This is a genomic window from Chitinibacter sp. FCG-7, assembly GCF_040047665.1.
Classification (GTDB): Bacteria; Pseudomonadota; Gammaproteobacteria; order Burkholderiales; family Chitinibacteraceae; genus Chitinibacter; species Chitinibacter mangrovi.
Window position 1 is genome coordinate 2,141,563 of sequence record NZ_CP157355.1, and the last position, 15,115, is coordinate 2,156,677.

Annotated in this window: 12 protein-coding genes; 8 read left to right on the top strand and 4 right to left on the bottom strand. The window is 54.2% G+C overall.

All coding sequences use genetic code 11. The annotated features are described in order from the left end of the window. Positions 1 to 66: 66 nt before the first annotated feature. The 3 genes from ABHF33_RS10200 to ABHF33_RS10210 form a co-directional block, all read right to left on the bottom strand. Entirely contained in the window at positions 67 to 936 is an 870-nt protein-coding gene (locus tag ABHF33_RS10200) for a DNA adenine methylase (protein ID WP_348943866.1), read from the bottom strand. A 21-nt stretch (positions 937 to 957) separates the two neighbouring features. Continuing rightward, a complete protein-coding gene (locus ABHF33_RS10205) occupies positions 958 to 2,868 on the bottom strand; it encodes an ATP-binding protein (protein ID WP_348943867.1) in 1,911 nt (636 codons plus the stop codon). A 771-nt stretch (positions 2,869 to 3,639) separates the two neighbouring features. Beyond that, entirely contained in the window at positions 3,640 to 3,840 is a 201-nt protein-coding gene (locus ABHF33_RS10210; RefSeq protein WP_348943868.1) for a hypothetical protein, read from the bottom strand. 391 nt (positions 3,841 to 4,231) lie between these two features. On the opposite strand from ABHF33_RS10210, the gene ABHF33_RS10215 reads away from it, so the two are divergent. Continuing rightward, entirely contained in the window at positions 4,232 to 5,464 is a 1,233-nt protein-coding gene (locus ABHF33_RS10215; protein WP_348943869.1) for a Fic family protein, read from the top strand. A 134-nt stretch (positions 5,465 to 5,598) separates the two neighbouring features. On the opposite strand, the gene ABHF33_RS10220 is transcribed toward ABHF33_RS10215, so the two are convergent. Next, positions 5,599 to 7,050 carry an MFS transporter gene (locus ABHF33_RS10220; protein ID WP_348943870.1) on the bottom strand — a complete coding sequence of 484 codons (1,452 nt, stop codon included), beginning with the start codon at positions 7,048 to 7,050 and terminating at the stop codon, positions 5,599 to 5,601. 143 nt (positions 7,051 to 7,193) lie between these two features. On the opposite strand from ABHF33_RS10220, the gene ABHF33_RS10225 reads away from it, so the two are divergent. From ABHF33_RS10225 to rstA, 7 genes are all read left to right on the top strand, one after another. Further along, positions 7,194 to 8,096, top strand: coding sequence for a LysR family transcriptional regulator (locus tag ABHF33_RS10225; RefSeq protein WP_348943871.1), 903 nt, complete (start codon positions 7,194 to 7,196; stop codon positions 8,094 to 8,096). Next, entirely contained in the window at positions 8,086 to 8,739 is a 654-nt protein-coding gene (locus tag ABHF33_RS10230) for a nucleotidyltransferase family protein (RefSeq protein ID WP_348943872.1), read from the top strand. Before ABHF33_RS10225 ends, ABHF33_RS10230 begins: the two co-directional genes overlap by 11 nt. A gap of 297 nt (positions 8,740 to 9,036) precedes the next feature. Next, positions 9,037 to 10,203, top strand: coding sequence for an efflux RND transporter periplasmic adaptor subunit (locus ABHF33_RS10235; protein WP_348943873.1), 1,167 nt, complete (start codon positions 9,037 to 9,039; stop codon positions 10,201 to 10,203). Then, a complete protein-coding gene (locus ABHF33_RS10240) occupies positions 10,203 to 12,158 on the top strand; it encodes a MacB family efflux pump subunit (protein WP_348943874.1) in 1,956 nt (651 codons plus the stop codon). The genes ABHF33_RS10235 and ABHF33_RS10240 overlap by 1 nt, the downstream gene beginning before the upstream one ends. 12 nt (positions 12,159 to 12,170) lie before the next feature. Continuing rightward, on the top strand, positions 12,171 to 13,574 hold the full coding sequence (locus tag ABHF33_RS10245) for an efflux transporter outer membrane subunit (protein WP_348943875.1): 1,404 nt from the start codon (positions 12,171 to 12,173) through the stop codon (positions 13,572 to 13,574). 121 nt (positions 13,575 to 13,695) lie between these two features. Continuing rightward, positions 13,696 to 14,331, top strand: a complete 636-nt coding sequence (locus ABHF33_RS10250) for a HugZ family protein (RefSeq protein ID WP_348943876.1) — start codon at positions 13,696 to 13,698, stop codon at positions 14,329 to 14,331. Then, entirely contained in the window at positions 14,328 to 15,056 is a 729-nt protein-coding gene (gene rstA, locus ABHF33_RS10255; protein WP_157314364.1) for a two-component system response regulator RstA, read from the top strand. Before ABHF33_RS10250 ends, rstA begins: the two co-directional genes overlap by 4 nt. Positions 15,057 to 15,115: the final 59 nt, after the last annotated feature.

Here is a 15,115-nt window from a genome sequence, read left to right on the forward strand (position 1 = left end):
AGTTTTAGTAAATGAAGTTACTTTCTAAAAAATAATAAATCAAGGTAAGCAGGTCTGCTTATTGGATTATGGTGAGTGAGTTTTTAGTTGTGATTCAATCGGTTCGAGAACCGTGGGGCCGTAAATCATGATCTCTGCTCCTTTGGTTTTTTTATATGCGCAGTAACTCAAAGCATATTCGTCTTGACGATATATACTATATATGTCTTTTATCTGGATGCAACTATCGTAAGAGACAATCCACTTTCTATCTATTTTAGCTAGAGCTCTGCAGATGCTAACGTGATCATCATGAGTGTAGAAGTTTCTGTAAAGCCCTTGCCCTTTATTGTAATAAGGCGGATCTAGATAAATTAGTGAGTTTTCGGGGATGAAGTCAGTCACTTTATTAATTAAATCCACTGCGTTCTGATTATAAACATGGATTTGACTGGCGTGCGCTGAAATTTTTCTTATTCTAGCCGCAAGTTTTTCTTTGTTAAATCGTGCACAGAGTTTGTATATCCCATCTTGTTTTTTTCCACCGATAACTCCGCCTTTAAGAATTCCTGATCTATTTGTTCGATTCAAGAAAAAAGCAGCGAACCCAAGCTCTAATGTGGAGTGGCAGTGCGGCGCATTAATGATTTGTTTTTGTTTGTGCCATTCATTAATGCTAATAGGTGTTGAAGATAGTAAGTCAAGAAAATCTTTTGAGGTATTAACGATGGCATGCCAGAAAGAATAAATTGCAGGATCTAGATCATTTATGTGAATTTCTTGGCTATAATCATTAAAAAGTAGGTCTAATGCTACCCCAGCACCACCTGCAAATGGCTCTAAGTAATGACCCCCTTTCAGTTTGTTGCATTCAATAATTGACTTTATGAATGGCGCAAATGCCCCTTTCCCGCCAGGGTATCTTAACGGTGTTAGAGGTTTTGAGTGGCCAGCCATATATTACCTAATAATTAATGTTTAGCGTTTAACTGAGCATCGAGTTGCTGTATCAATTGCTGTCGTAAGTTCTGATATAAAGGTGTCGGTTGAGGTTGAGTTCTCGCTGCACCAAGATTCTACTATGCGTGCTTGACCTATAAAATCTCTGTTATGGTTAAACCAAGCCTTCATTATTTCACGATGTTTTTTATCATTTGTAGTGCTTAGATCAATGGTTAGCACCCGATCTATGACGTAATCGGTTGTGTAATCCTTATTGATATTATACCAGAAAGCAGCATTTTCAGATAGATTGAAGTCGGTTTTGCTTTTTAGATAGTTATAAATGATTGCCTCCGGCGTTCTTTCCTGTGGTGGCGTGTTCTCATTAAAAGCGTCATTTCCAGGTAGTGGGCAAATGTTCTTATTGTCTTCAATAAGTTTACGGTTTTTCTGTTCTGTAGAAACATCATTGTCTGGAATAATTACAACTTGCTTAAAATAACTGTCCCCAGCGCAGAGGTTCATTAATATATTTGATCCAACTGATAGTGGGATTAATTCAATGTCTGTTCCAAAACTAGCTTCGTGGTTTGATATTGACTTTGAGGAGAGAAGTCGCTCAAGAAAAAATTTGGCCTCGTCATCCTCCAAGTAAATCTTTATGATATTTTTGTCGGTTGACGGACTTACAAGTCCAAGCATGTCATATTTTATTTTTGTATAGGTTGGATTTTCCATCGCCCTTGGAAATCTGGTGTCTTGTAGGTAGATAACATTGTTGACCTTATTTCCAGGTCGATCATTTTCACTTAGAATTTTTTTAATTACCGTTAATGAATGCGTTGTTATTACTACTTGCAAGTTAAGTTCCCTTGCTTTTTTTGATAAAAGGTCTATTAATTTTTCTTGTGCCCGAGGGTGAAATCCTGCATCAACTTCGTCAATTACTAAAATTCCGCCCTTGTAATTTTCACTTTGTTCTCTTTTTAATTGATTAAAGGAGGCGAGAGCAGTGATGATTGAGCTTAATGAGTCTTGTCCAAGAGAAATAGCAAATGTATCATGATTGTCAAATGTTGGGAGATATGACTTCTTTCTCGATTTTGCAAAAGAGTGAAGTACCAAGTGGTCTTCAGCTCCTTTGTTGAAACTGAGGACATGATTAAAAGATTCATGAATGAAGTCTTTATCTTGCTCATTGAATTTTATTGCTTTTCTCTTCTCTATTTGATCGTCTTCAAATTCTCCAATTGGAGCCATTCTGCTCATTCCTAGATATAGTGTAGGAATTGGAATTTTTCCTGATTCTGAGCTATTTGTTTTTGTTGTACTAAGTTCTGATAGATAAAATTCATCACTTGGCTCATTGTCGATGTCTGTTGAAGGCGATTTTGCAAGAGTTCTTGGGATTATTCGCAAACGCCAAACATCTATTTGGTGGTTATTTTCTTTTTTTGTTGGGGTGGCTATACTTTCGTGGAAAAGGGCCACTGTCTCCATCGCACACTCTTGAGTGTTTTTCTCCCTTATCTTGCTTTCTTTGGGAACCTTTATCATGTGCGATTTGTATTGCATGGTTGAAATTGTTTTCTTTTGCAAGCTTACTGAGCAGGATTTTTGTAATTTGCTACCATCATCATTTGAATACTCTAATGTCACCTTAGGGATGTTTTTTTTCGGAGTGCTTGTGGTTTCTTGAATGTATTTATCGTAATCTGCAAAATAATCTAGATAAAATGCTTCTTGGAAGTTTGATTGGTAAGTAGTTCCAAATAGACTTTTTTCTCCTCGAGAAAGTCCTGAACAGTTAGCTATTAGTCCTAGTATCGTAGATTTTCCAATTCCATTGTGTCCAGCAATGACCGTTATCCTTGGGGCGATCTCAATTGTTATGTTTCTCAATTTTCTGAATGGCTTTTCTCCGAATTGAATTTTTTCTAGTTTCATTGTTTTTGCCTTTTTATCTTTGATGTATTTATTGCTTGTTTTATCTGGGTTTGTAGCTTTTATATGAGAGATAATGCATTGGTGTTAATTTCAATATATTTGAGATTTTTCATTTTGAGGGTGAAAACCATTATTATAATTCGACTATTGATTATTTTTGTTGACTATTAACAGCTTCGCGTACTGCTTTCGTTATATATGTATATGAGAGCTTACCTGTAACTTTTGAGGTGCTCAATAAAAATTAGAAGAAACTGTGACATGGCTTGTACTCAAGCGATTTCCTGCATAGAAGCAAAGAAATTCTTTGGGTAAATGATGTGGTATTGAAGTCTAGTGTTGGTTTGGCTTGCCAAAGATGTAGCGTTTCATTATTGCCATGATGGGCTGCCTCCAAGTCAAGTCCTGCTGCGGCATGCGATAATTCTTGCAGTTTAAAGTGCGTTGTTTTAGTTTGCGCGTGATTACGCCTTACCAATCAATCCCAACTCCTGAATGCTATTAACTTGTGAAATCATGGCTCGCACGGTAGCTAGCAGGTCAGTGATGGACACCTCGAAAAACCCCTGTTGGTATGGATAATTGCTCAGTAAATCATTGAATTTTAAAGGTTAACTTTCGAATTGAGGTTTTTCGAGTTGCCCATGCTGCGCATCCCTGTAATGGTTTGTGTGTCGCCGTTATTTGGTTCGTAGCCGCCAGAGCTTCTCAGCTACGCTTTTTAAGTAACTTTGTCCATGCCAACAAAATCAACAATTCTGACCACTATCTTCACCCAACCCTTGGGTTTTGGGCTTGGTCGAGGATGATGTCCATGCTCGTGAGCATCGCGTTCAGAATCTCATGCGGCTGATATATCCGGTTGCGGCTTTGTTGTTTCACTTTGCGCAAAATGCCCATAGTTTCCAGATCGCCTATCGCCTTGTTGGCGGCGGGGAAGGTGACGCCGAGCAATTTGCGGACTTCTTTCACTCTCAATACCGGGTGGCCAGGTAGCAGGCTCAGCACTTTGTAGATGGCCGCGTCCGCGCGTGGCAGGCGGCTGCCCTGCTGATTGAAATGTGCGTCAATACGGGCTGCTCAATCGATCTGCAATTCGTCAATCCGCTCGATGAGCTGGCGGGAATGCTCATAAGCCGCGCGCCGGTAATGCGTGTTCATATTCTTCACTGATAGTAAGGTGATGTTCTCGCTATACGTGCTGGTAAGAAGGTGCGAAAATTGCATAAATAATTTCGCCAAAATGTGCGAAGAAAAAACGATAAAAAAGCATTAACATGTTATAAAACATATGTTTAGCTCATAAAATTGTTCGCAAAAAACTTCGCCAAATTTTTCGCCAAATAATGCGACAGGAATTTCAATGTACACCGATCCAAACTCGATGATGCCGCTATTACCTAGTTCGAGCGCAAAAGGCTTGCGAGAACTGGAAGATAAGGCCGCCGAACTGGTACGCCGAGCAGACCGACAGGAAATACCTCGTGGCCTGCGAGCAGTGCTGGCCGAAGCATTGCGTCCAATGAACTCCTACTACACCAATAAGATCGAAGGGCAGCACACCCTACTCATTCAACAGGCGCTGCAGGAGGATTTTTCTGATAGGCCGGATGAGGCACGCAAACAGCGTGCCGCTGTGGCATGTATGCGGGCCGAGCAAGAAATCGAAGCTCGCGTCTCGGGGTTCGAACATTTGGGAGAAATTCCCGATTACTTCAATGCTGCTTTTATTCAGGCTGCGCACAGAGCCATGTACCAACATTTGCCCATTGAAGATCGAATGGCACACGGCAAAAAGGCAGATGGCTCGGACTGGAGCGAGGAAGTCCAGCCAGGTGTCTTCCGCCATCACGATGTTCAGGTCGGTCAGCACATTCCTCCAAGTCACCTGCACTTGGACAAATTCATTGTGAAACTATGGGAGGGTTATCGCTTCGAACAACGTGCGCCGCGTGCGCTGATCGCCATCTTTGCCGCCCATCATCGGCTAGCGTGGCTTCATCCGTTCGGCGATGGCAATGGCCGTGCTGTGCGCCTGCATTCGCACGCCGGATTGTTTGCTTTGGGTCTAACCAGAGGAGTCTGGTCACCCATGCGTGGATTGGCTCGCCAGCAAGAACGTTACTACCAGACACTGGCGCTGGCAGATCATCCGCGTGAGGGAGATTTGGATGGCCGGGGTAATTTATCCGAGAGGCATTTAATCGGCTTCATCGACTTCATGCTTGATGTTTGTCTGGATCAGGTGGAATTCATGGCGAGGATGCTGGATTTGCAAGGACTGGAGGAGCGCATCCACAAAATGCTGCTGGCCGAATCGATCTCCGCAGAGACGCCTTCCCTGATGAAGCTCAACAGCCTGACTGCACTCAAATACCTACTGAACGTCGGGCCAACATCTAAACCAGAGTTTCGCCAATTGCTTGGTGGGGACTCTGAGCGAACACAAGATCGTGTCATCAAAGACCTACGTACACTAGGCGTCATTACGTCGGAAGGACTGCAAGCGCCGTTTAAGCTCAATGTACCGATTCACTTGTTTCGTTACCTGTTTCCGGGCTTATGGGTCGAAGCTGAGGGTACTCAACATCCCTAATCACTTTATTTGAATCCTCGCATTTTCCTGCGGTACATCGACGAGGATTGCTGATGCATGCAAGGCTTTTCGATTGTTGCTCCGCATATCCTTGAATTGGCGCTCTCTTATTAAGATTGCTCCTTCGCTCACCATCAATCCCGCCCCCGCATCCTGAACGCAATTACCAGCGCTATCGCGACCAGTGCGGTGGCGAGCTGGAAGGTGGTGTGCATGCCGCTGGCGGCGGTTTGCGCGCTGGTGTGGCTGGCTTGCTGCGACGCCCAGGCAAATACGGCGGCCATGAGCGATGCGCCGCTGATCAGCCCCAGATTGCGCGATAGATTAAGCAAGCCAGAAATCAGGCCGCGCTGCGTGGCCGGTATATTGGCCAGTGTGGCGGTGTTGTTGCCCACCATAAAAAATGCGTAGCTGGCCGTGATCAGCACCACGGGCGCGATATAGCCGGCCAGCCCCCAGTGCAGCGGCATCAGCGATAGTGCCAGCGTGCCGCCAAATAGGCCCAGCAGCGCCAGCCGGGTGATTTTGGCCGCACCAAGATGATCCACCACATAGCCAGCGGGGACGCCGCACAGCGCTGCCACGGCGGGGCCGATGGCCAGCACCAAGCCGGTTTGTCTCACATTGAGCCCGAATGCCTGCGCCAGATAAAAAGGCCCAACCACCAGCAGCGTCATCACCAGTGCGGCCACAATGCCGTTCATGATCAGGCTGGCAGCCAGCGCGTGTTGGCGAAACAGCGCCAACTGGATCAGCGGTGCAGCGCTGCGTTTTTGCTGCCAGACCAACAGCGCCAGCCCGGCCGCCGCCAGCGTTAGCCAGCCCAGATTACTGCGGCCAAATTGGCCCTGCGTCATCGCCAGCGCATACGCGGCTAGTGTGGCCGCCAGCAGCAGGGTGCCGGTGTAATCAAAGCGGGATGTGGCCAGTTTTTCGCTTGGCGGTGCGGCGGGCAAATAGCGCCAGGCGAGCAGCAAGGCCAGCATACCCAGCGGTGCGGTGAGCAGAAAAATAGCCCGCCAGCCCAGCGCATCAATCAAGACCCCGCCCAGCGATGGCCCCAGCGCGGTGCCTACCGCCGACATGCTGCCCAGCAGCCCCATCGCGCGGCCTGCTTTGGTTGATCCGAGCGTTTCGCCAATCAGCGCCATCGACAGCGCCATCATCATCGCCGCGCCCAGCCCCTGCACAAAACGTGCGGCAATCAGCAGCGCCAGATTGCTGGCCATGCCGCCAGCCAGCGATGCCAGCGAAAACAGCAGCAGGCCAATCAGCAGCAGTTTGCGCCGCCCCAGCAGATCGCCCAGCCGCCCCACGCCCACAATCAGGCTGGTAATCGCCAGCAGATAAGCCAGCACCACCCATTGCACGGCTTGAAAAGAGGCTGCAAAAGCCTGCGCCAGCGCGGGCAAGCCCACATTGGCAATGCTGATGCCCAGCGAGGCCAGCAGGGTAGATAGCGCCAATGCCAGCTGGGCTGCGGCCAAGTGGTGTGCCGACTGGTGTGCGGGTTGGGGGGCGCATTGGTGGGGCGACTGGTGGATAGGGGCGGGTATCGCGTTGGGTGCAGAATCAGGCGTACTCATGATGAGCTCTCCGGTGGCTGGCTGATGGCTATAACCTTATCCGCCCGCCACAGCAGGCGGAAGGCGCATGGTTTGCACTTGATCCGTGCGTCTGGCGCTATCTTTGGGTGTTGTGCCGCCGCTGGCGGGATTAGAATAGGCGCATGACACCACCTGATTTCAATTTGCTGATTACGCTGGATGCCTTGCTCAGCGAGGGTAGCGTGGCGAGTGCGGCACGCCGCCTGCATTTAAGCCCGTCGGCCATGAGCCGCGCGCTGGCGCGCCTGCGCGACACCACGGGCGATCCTTTGCTGGTGCGCTCCGGTCGCGGCATGGTGCCCACCCCCAGGGCTTTGCAGCTGCGCGAATCGGTGGCCGATCTGGTACAGCAAGTCGAGTCCGCCTTGCGCCCGGCCACCGCGCCGGATCTGCACACGCTAACGCGGACATTTGCGCTGCGCTGCAGCGATGGCTTTGTGGAAAATTTCGGCCCCGCCTTGCTGGCGCGGCTGCATGCGCAAGCGCCCGGCGTGCGGCTGCGCTTTGTGCAGAAATCCGATCTGAACGACAGCGCATTGCAGCAGGGGCGTGTTGATCTGGAAACCGGCGTGGTCACCGTCCACACGCGCCCCGATCTGCGCACCCGCGCGCTATTTCGTGATCATTTTGTTGGCGTGGTGCGGCTGGGGCATGCTTTGAGCCAGCAGGACATCACGCCGCAGCGCTACGCTGCCGGGCAGCATATTCTGGTCTCGCGGCGCGAGCAGGAAACCGGGCTGGTTGATGAAGCGCTGCAGCTGCTGGGGCTGAGCCGGCAGATTGCCTGCTTTGTGGGCGGTTTTGCCACCGCGCTGGCGCTGGTGCGCGATTCCGATCTGATCACCGCCGTGCCCGAGCGCCACACCCGCCAGCTGCGCGCCGGGTTGCATACTTTTGCACTGCCAGTTGCGCTGCCGCAGATCACCGTGTCGATGCAATGGCACCCGCGCATGGATGCCGATCCGGCGCATCGCTGGCTGCGCAATGTGCTGGCCGAGGTGTGCGGTGAGCCCGATGCGAGCTGATCCGGCCTTGGCGGCCACGGGAAAACCGGCACCCAAAACCACGCCTGAGCAAACCCGCGCCGAATACGCTGCGCGCATCATCAGCAGCGTCAAAACCAGCCCCAGCCTGCTGGCCGCCTTGCACACCGCGCGCGAGCTGCAATTACCCCAGTGGTGTATTGCCGCCGGAGCTATTCGCAATCTGGTCTGGAGCCATATACATGGCATAGATTTTGAGCCGGATGAAATCGACCTGGTGTATTGGGATGCCGCCGACTCCAGCGCAGAGCGCGATCAGGCGCTGCAAGCCCAATTGGCGCAGCGCACGCCGCAGTTTGACTGGGATGTGACCAATCAGGCCGGGGTGCATCACTGGTATCGCGGCGAAGATGGCCGCCGCTTTGCGCCGTTTGCCTCCACCTTGGCCGGGATGGTTAGCTGGCCAGAAACCGCCACGGCGGTAGGTGTGTCGCTCGATGAGGCCGACCAGCTGCACATTTGGGCCCCTGTGCTGGCGCACGGCGACACCGGGCTGGCCGATCTATTTGCGTTGCGACTGCGGCACAACAGCGCCCGCGTTTCGCTGGCGCAGTTTCAGGCGCGTCTGGCGCAAAAGCGCTTCCTGCAACGCTGGCCTAGGCTGACCTTGGTCGACGCGGCATAAAACCGCCTAACCCCCTGCGATCATTATTTTTCATCAATAAATCACACCATCTGGCCATACCAACACACAATCTGAATATCGCCATCATGCGATGGGTATATGGCTGCAGATAAATCTGTAATTGATCTGCAGCCATATACCCATTCAACGTTGAATCTTGCTATTCCAGCTGCATTAAATGGTAATCTGGCACAGCTTTGCGCTGCACAATTGCGCTATGCTTTGGCGGCCGGTTGGTCTTGCGATGCAGCTGGTGCTGTGATCTGTTTGTTGTGTCAATCCTGTCTGGAGTAAACCATGTCCGTGTTGTCGCCTCTGGCCCGTGTGTGGGCTCGCCTTGGCTTTGTGCGCTGGCTGCTGCTGATTGCGCTGGCGGCGGGGGCGTATTGGTTGTTTGGGCGGGATAAAGTAGACCCGGCCAGCCAGGTGGTGAGCAGCGTGGTCAAGCGCGGCGATGTTGAGGTATCGGTGCTGGCCACGGGCAAGGTGGAAGCGGCCAAAACGGTCGATGTCGGCGCGCAGGCTTCCGGGCAGATACAGCGTCTGCTGGTCAAGCTGGGCGACAGGGTGAAAAAAGGCGATTTGCTGGCCGAGATCGACCCGAGCGTGTCGCAAAATGATTTTGACGAAGCACAAATGTCGATCGAGGGGCTGCAAGCGCAGCAAACCATCAAGCAATTGGCGCTGCAAGAAGCGCATCTTGAGCTGGCGCGGCAGAAAACCATGATCGAGGGCGATGCCACACCACGCCGCGAGCTGGAGGCGGCGCAGATTAATGTGAAAATGCGGCAAGCTGAAATCGTTCAGCTGGGCACCCAGCTGCGCCAGGCCGAGATCAAGCGCGACAAGGCCAAAACCAATCTGGGCTTTACGCGGATTGTGGCGCCGATGGATGGCGTGGTGGCGTCAATTGCGGTGAAAGAGGGGCAGACGGTGAATGCCATCCAGTCGGCTCCCACCATTCTGACGCTGGCCGATATGGACATGATGAAAATTCAGGCGCAGGTGGCCGAGGCCGATGTGGTGCGCATCAAGACCGGCACGCCGCTGTATTTCTCGGTGCTGGGCGACCCCGATACCAAAATCCGGGCGCAGGTGCTGGGGCTGGAGCCCAGCCCGCAAACCATCAATAACGCCATTTTTTATAATGCGCTGTCGCTGGTGCCCAATCGGCAAGGTGTGCTGCACCAGCAGATGACCGCGCAAGTGACCTTTATTCTGGCGCAGGCCAATAATGTGCTGACCGTGCCGGTGGGGGCGCTGGGCAAAAAAACCGGCGCAGGTGAGCAATACACCGTGAAAGTGCTCGATGCCGAGGGCAAAATCAGCGAGCGCCAGCTGCAGATCGGCTTGCGTAGCAATATTGTGGCCGAGGTGAAATCCGGCCTCAAAGAAGGCGAAAAAGTGGTGATGGGCGCGCCAGAAAGCTCGCCCCAGCCGCAACCTGAGCGGCGGGGCCGCTAATGTCGGTGCCGGTGATTGAATTGTGCGGCGTTACGCGCGAGTTTCCGGCGGGCGAGCAAACCGTGCGCATTCTGGACGATATCCAGCTGCGCATCGATGCTGGCGAAATGGTGGCCATCATTGGCCAGTCGGGCTCGGGCAAATCAACGCTGATGAATATTCTGGGCGGGCTCGATAGCCCGTCGGCGGGGTCTTACCGCTTTAATGGCCGCGAAGTGGGCGAGCTGAATGCGGACGAGCTGGCCGCGCTGCGCCGCGATCATTTTGGTTTTATTTTCCAGCGTTATCACCTGCTGGGGGCGATGAGCGCGCTGGATAATGTGGCGATTCCGGCCATTTATGCAGGCATGCCGGTGGCGCAGCGCCAGCAGCGCGCGGCTATGCTGCTGCAGCGGCTGGGCTTGGGCGAGCGTTTGCAGTATCGCCCGCGCCAGCTCTCGGGCGGGCAGCAGCAGCGCGTGTCGATTGCGCGCGCCCTGATGAATGGCGGCGAAGTGATTCTGGCCGACGAGCCCACTGGCGCGCTTGATTCGCGCAGCGGTGCCGACGTGCTGCAGATTCTGAAAGAGCTGCATCAGCAGGGGCATACCGTCATTCTGGTGACACACGACGCCAAAGTAGCGGCGCAGGCCGACCGGATTATCGAAATCCGCGACGGCAAAATCATTGCCGATCAGCCCAATCCGGTGCGCGATGAAGTGCGCCTGCCCGCCGATAGCCCGGCCCCGCCACCGCAGGACACCACGCCGCAGGCTTTGCTGGGGCGCTGGCGCGAGGCGCTGGCCATGGCTTTCCGTGCGCTGCTGGCCAACCGGATGCGCAGCTTGCTAACCATGCTGGGGATTATTATCGGCATTTCATCGGTGGTATCGATTGTAGCGCTGGGCGACGGGATGGAAGAATCGGTGCTGAAAAACTTCGCCAGCCTTGGCGTGAATAATCTCGATATTCTGCCCGGCACCGACATCAGCGATGACAAGGCGCAAAGCGTCACTTCCTTGCGCGAGGGCGATCTGGCGCTGATCATGACCGAGCCCTATGTGCAGGCCGTTACGCCGATTACCTCGCAGGGTATGCGCACCCGATTCAGAAGTGTCGATGTCGCCACGACCATCCATGGGGTGGCCCCGGCGTTTTTCAGCTTGCGCAATCAGGCCATGCAGCAAGGCACAGTGTTTAGCGATGACGATGTACGGCGGCAATCGCAGGTGGCGGTGATTGGCGCTGAAACGCAGAAAAAGCTGTTTGGCGAGGGTAGCTCAGGCATTGGCGAGGTGATTTTGCTAGGCAATATGCCGGTGCAGGTCATCGGGGTGGCCGAAGAAAAATCGATGGGCTTTGGCAGCAGCGGCATGCTGGAAGTGTGGGTGCCTTACACCACAGCGGCCAGCCGCATGTTTGGCCAGCAGCACTTTAGCCGTATTACCGTACAGATCAAGGCCGATGCGCCGCTCAAAGCGGCTGAAAACGCCCTGATGGCGCGCATGGCGCAATGGCATGGCAAGCAGGATGTGTACTCGCGCAATATGCAGGACATGATGGAATCATTCCAGAGCTCGGCCAATAGCATCAAATTGTTTCTGATGCTGATTGGCGTGATTTCGCTGGTGGTGGGCGGCATCGGGGTGATGAATATCATGCTGGTTTCGGTGACCGAGCGCACGCATGAAATCGGCATCCGCATGGCGGTGGGCGCGCGGCAAGCCGATATTCGTATCCAGTTTCTGATCGAAGCGATTGTGGTGTGCCTGCTGGGGGCGGCCATCGGTGTAGCGCTCTCGGCCTTGCTGGGCTGGGTGGTCAATATGCTGGTCAAGGATTTCCAGATGATGTTTTCGCTGGGCTCGATCACCACGGCGGTGCTGTGTGCCAGCGTGGTGGGCGTGGTGTTCGGCTTTTTGCCGGCCCGCCGGGCTGCGCAGCTGGCACCGATTGAAGCGCTGTCACGTGAATAAGCCGGATAAACAATGAAAATGCGACTTTTAACTTCTCTGGCTCTGCCGATATTGCTCGGCGCTTGCGCCTCCGCAGGCTGGCAAGTGCCTGCAGTAGCGCTGCCTGCGCAATGGCAGTCGGCGAGCGCTAGTACGCCTGCACCCGCGGCGACTGATGTGGCGATTGATCCGCTGATTGATCCGGCAGCGGATCAGTCTTTCTGGCTGGGCTTTGCCGATCCGCAGCTGATTGCGCTGCAGGGCAGCGCCCGGGCTCACAACGCCGATCTGGCGCTGGCTGCCATCCGCCTGCGGCAGGCTGGTTTTGCCGTCGACAAAGCCGGGCTGGCCCGGCGTCCCAATGCTTCGCTGGGGCTGAATCAGGGCGCATCGTGGGCGCTAGACCCTGCACGCTATCGTGGCGAATCCGGCAGCGCCAGTCTGGGCTTTTCCTGGGAAGTCGATTTATGGGGCAAGCTGGCCGATCAGCAGCAAGCGGCGCGCTGGCGCGAGCAGGCCAGCGCCGCCGAGCTGGCCGCCTTGCAGTTGACAGTGGCCACCAGCGTTGCCAGTGCCTACTGGGCCATCGCCCGCGATCAGGATGCGCTGCAATTGGCGCAGGATGATCTGCAGCGCGCGCGGGAGACGCAGTCCATGGTCGAGCGTCGCTACAGTGCGGGTGTTGTCTCCGGGCTAGATCTGAATCAGGCGCGCAGCAATACCACGCAGCAGGAAAATGCGCTCGCCCAGGCGCAGCTGGCGCTGGCCAAAAGCCGCTGGCAATTGGGCGTTCTGCTGGGGCAGGCCCCGCAGGCAGGCGCAGAGATTGCTGCGATGTTGCCCGAGCAGTTTCCTGCTATCGCGCTGGGTCTGCCTGCCGAAGTACTCGATCATCGCCCCGATCTGGCCGCCGCAACCGCCAGATTGCAAGCCAGCTTTGCCGATCTGCAGGTGGCGCGCAAAAATTGGTATCCGGCGCTATCGCTCACCAGCAGCCTGGGTGGCAGCAGTCAGCAATTGCTCAGCTTCATCGCCAACCCGGTTGCTTCGCTGGGCGCAGGATTGGCCTTGCCCTTTATCCAGTTCAATGAGATGGCACTGGCGCGCAAAAGCAGCGCCGCCGATTACGAAGCTGCCGTGATCGAATATCGGCAAAAGCTCTATCTGGCATTGCAGGAAGTCGAAAGCGCGCTGGCCAGCCGGACCCAGTGGCAGGCGCAAGTGCCTAGGCTGCAGTCTATCGCCAGCGAAACCCGGCAGGTCGAGCAGCAAACCCGTTTGCGCTACGCTGCCGGTGCCGTGGCGTTTGATGCCGTGCTCAATGCCAGCGCACGCCGACAAGCCGCTGAGCATGCGCTTGTGCTGCAGCGCTATCAGCTGGCGCTGGCCAGCGTTGAAGTTTACAAAGCGCTGGGTGGCGCGCCGCTCAGCCCCTAGTTCAGCGCCGCAGTCCAGCTGGCCTCGCACGATGTGTTGCCTGCATCACCCTGCTGGCGCGAAAGCGCAGCGCTGCGGCGCTGCTGTGAGTAAAATCGGCGCTTACTAAGGAGAAACCGCTATGTTGTGGCCCGAAGTCATGGCCCTGATCCGTCGCAGCCGCATGCTGGCTTTGGCGACTCATTCCGCGCACATGCCGGGCTATCCTCATGTGTCGTGGCTGCCCACGGTGGCCGACGAAGCGGGGCGACCGCTCGTGATGATCAGCCGTCTGGCCGAACACACGCAAAATATCCTGCAGGACCATAAAGTGAGCGTGCTGCTGCACGACGATGACATGGCCTTGGAGAAGGCCAGATTGACCATTCTGGGCGATTTGCAGCCTGTAGCGCCGGATGAGCTGCTCGCTGCGCGCTTGGCGCGTTACAATCCCCAGTTGGCCGCTTGTCTGGACATGAGCGATTTTTCCGTCTGGCGACTGTGGCCGCGTCGGGCGCGCCTGATTGCCGGATTTGGCCGCATGGGCTGGGTTGAGGGCGATGAATGGGAAAGTGCTGCGGCGCTGACGCTGGCGCAGGAGGCCGAGCTGATCGCCGCCAGTGTCATCGGCGCTGGCGAGCTGCTGGGCGTTGATCTGGCCGGGTGTGATATCCGGCTGGGCGAGCAGATCCGGCGTTTTGAATTTGCCACCATTTGCCATGATGCCACCGGGGTGGCACAGGCTTTGAAACACATTGCAAGGGATATAACTGCATGAACACGCGGGTATTGTTTGTTGAGGACGACGCTGATCTGGCCGAGCTGATTGGCGGCTTTTTACGCTCGTTCGAGTTTTCGGTGGATGTATTGCCCGATGGTTTGCAGGTGATTGATCGTGTCCGGGCTGATCCGCCCGAGCTGATTCTGCTCGATATCATGCTGCCCGGCAAAGACGGCTTGACGCTGTGCCGCGAGCTGCGCGAGTTTTACACTGGCCCGATTATCCTGCTGACTTCGCTCAATAGCGATATGAATCAGATTCTGGGCTTTGAAATTGGCGCGACCGATTATGTGGTCAAAACCACGCCGCCGTCGGTCTTGCTGGCGCGCATCCGCGCGCATTTGCGCCATGTGGGGCAAAAGGGCGCCGATTTGCTGGCGATTGCACCGGCGAAAGATCAGTCGGTGCTCAATTTTGGCAAGCTGCAGATTGATGCACGTAACCGCAGCGCCAAATACCGTGGCGCGCCGATGGGGCTATCGACCAGCGATTTTGACCTGCTGTGGGAGCTGGCCAGCCACGCTGGCGAGATTCTCAGCCGCGATCATTTGCTGAAAAAACTGCGCGGCATCGAATACGATGGGCTGGATCGCAGCATGGACGTGGCCATTTCGCGCCTGCGCAAAAAGCTGGACGACGATCCGCTCGACCCGCTGAAAATCAAAACCATCCGCAACAAGGGGTATCTGTTTGCGGCTGATATCTGGTGGCAGGAGGAGTGATATACGCGGCGGGGTATGTTGTTTTTTGCCATTGCAGTTCTCGGCAAAGCCGAGCCCTA

Excerpts from the sequence above, each read along its gene's own strand:
- ABHF33_RS10200 (WP_348943866.1), bottom strand. The coding sequence starts at position 936 with ATGGCTGGCCACTCAAAACCTCTAACACCGTTAAGATACCCTGGCGGG.
- ABHF33_RS10205 (WP_348943867.1), bottom strand. The coding sequence starts at position 2,868 with ATGAAACTAGAAAAAATTCAATTCGGAGAAAAGCCATTCAGAAAATTG.
- ABHF33_RS10215 (WP_348943869.1), top strand. The coding sequence starts at position 4,232 with ATGTACACCGATCCAAACTCGATGATGCCGCTATTACCTAGTTCGAGC.
- ABHF33_RS10220 (WP_348943870.1), bottom strand. The coding sequence starts at position 7,050 with ATGAGTACGCCTGATTCTGCACCCAACGCGATACCCGCCCCTATCCAC.
- ABHF33_RS10225 (WP_348943871.1), top strand. The coding sequence starts at position 7,194 with ATGACACCACCTGATTTCAATTTGCTGATTACGCTGGATGCCTTGCTC.
- ABHF33_RS10230 (WP_348943872.1), top strand. The coding sequence starts at position 8,086 with ATGCGAGCTGATCCGGCCTTGGCGGCCACGGGAAAACCGGCACCCAAA.
- ABHF33_RS10235 (WP_348943873.1), top strand. The coding sequence starts at position 9,037 with ATGTCCGTGTTGTCGCCTCTGGCCCGTGTGTGGGCTCGCCTTGGCTTT.
- ABHF33_RS10240 (WP_348943874.1), top strand. The coding sequence starts at position 10,203 with ATGTCGGTGCCGGTGATTGAATTGTGCGGCGTTACGCGCGAGTTTCCG.
- ABHF33_RS10245 (WP_348943875.1), top strand. The coding sequence starts at position 12,171 with ATGAAAATGCGACTTTTAACTTCTCTGGCTCTGCCGATATTGCTCGGC.
- ABHF33_RS10250 (WP_348943876.1), top strand. The coding sequence starts at position 13,696 with ATGTTGTGGCCCGAAGTCATGGCCCTGATCCGTCGCAGCCGCATGCTG.
- rstA (WP_157314364.1), top strand. The coding sequence starts at position 14,328 with ATGAACACGCGGGTATTGTTTGTTGAGGACGACGCTGATCTGGCCGAG.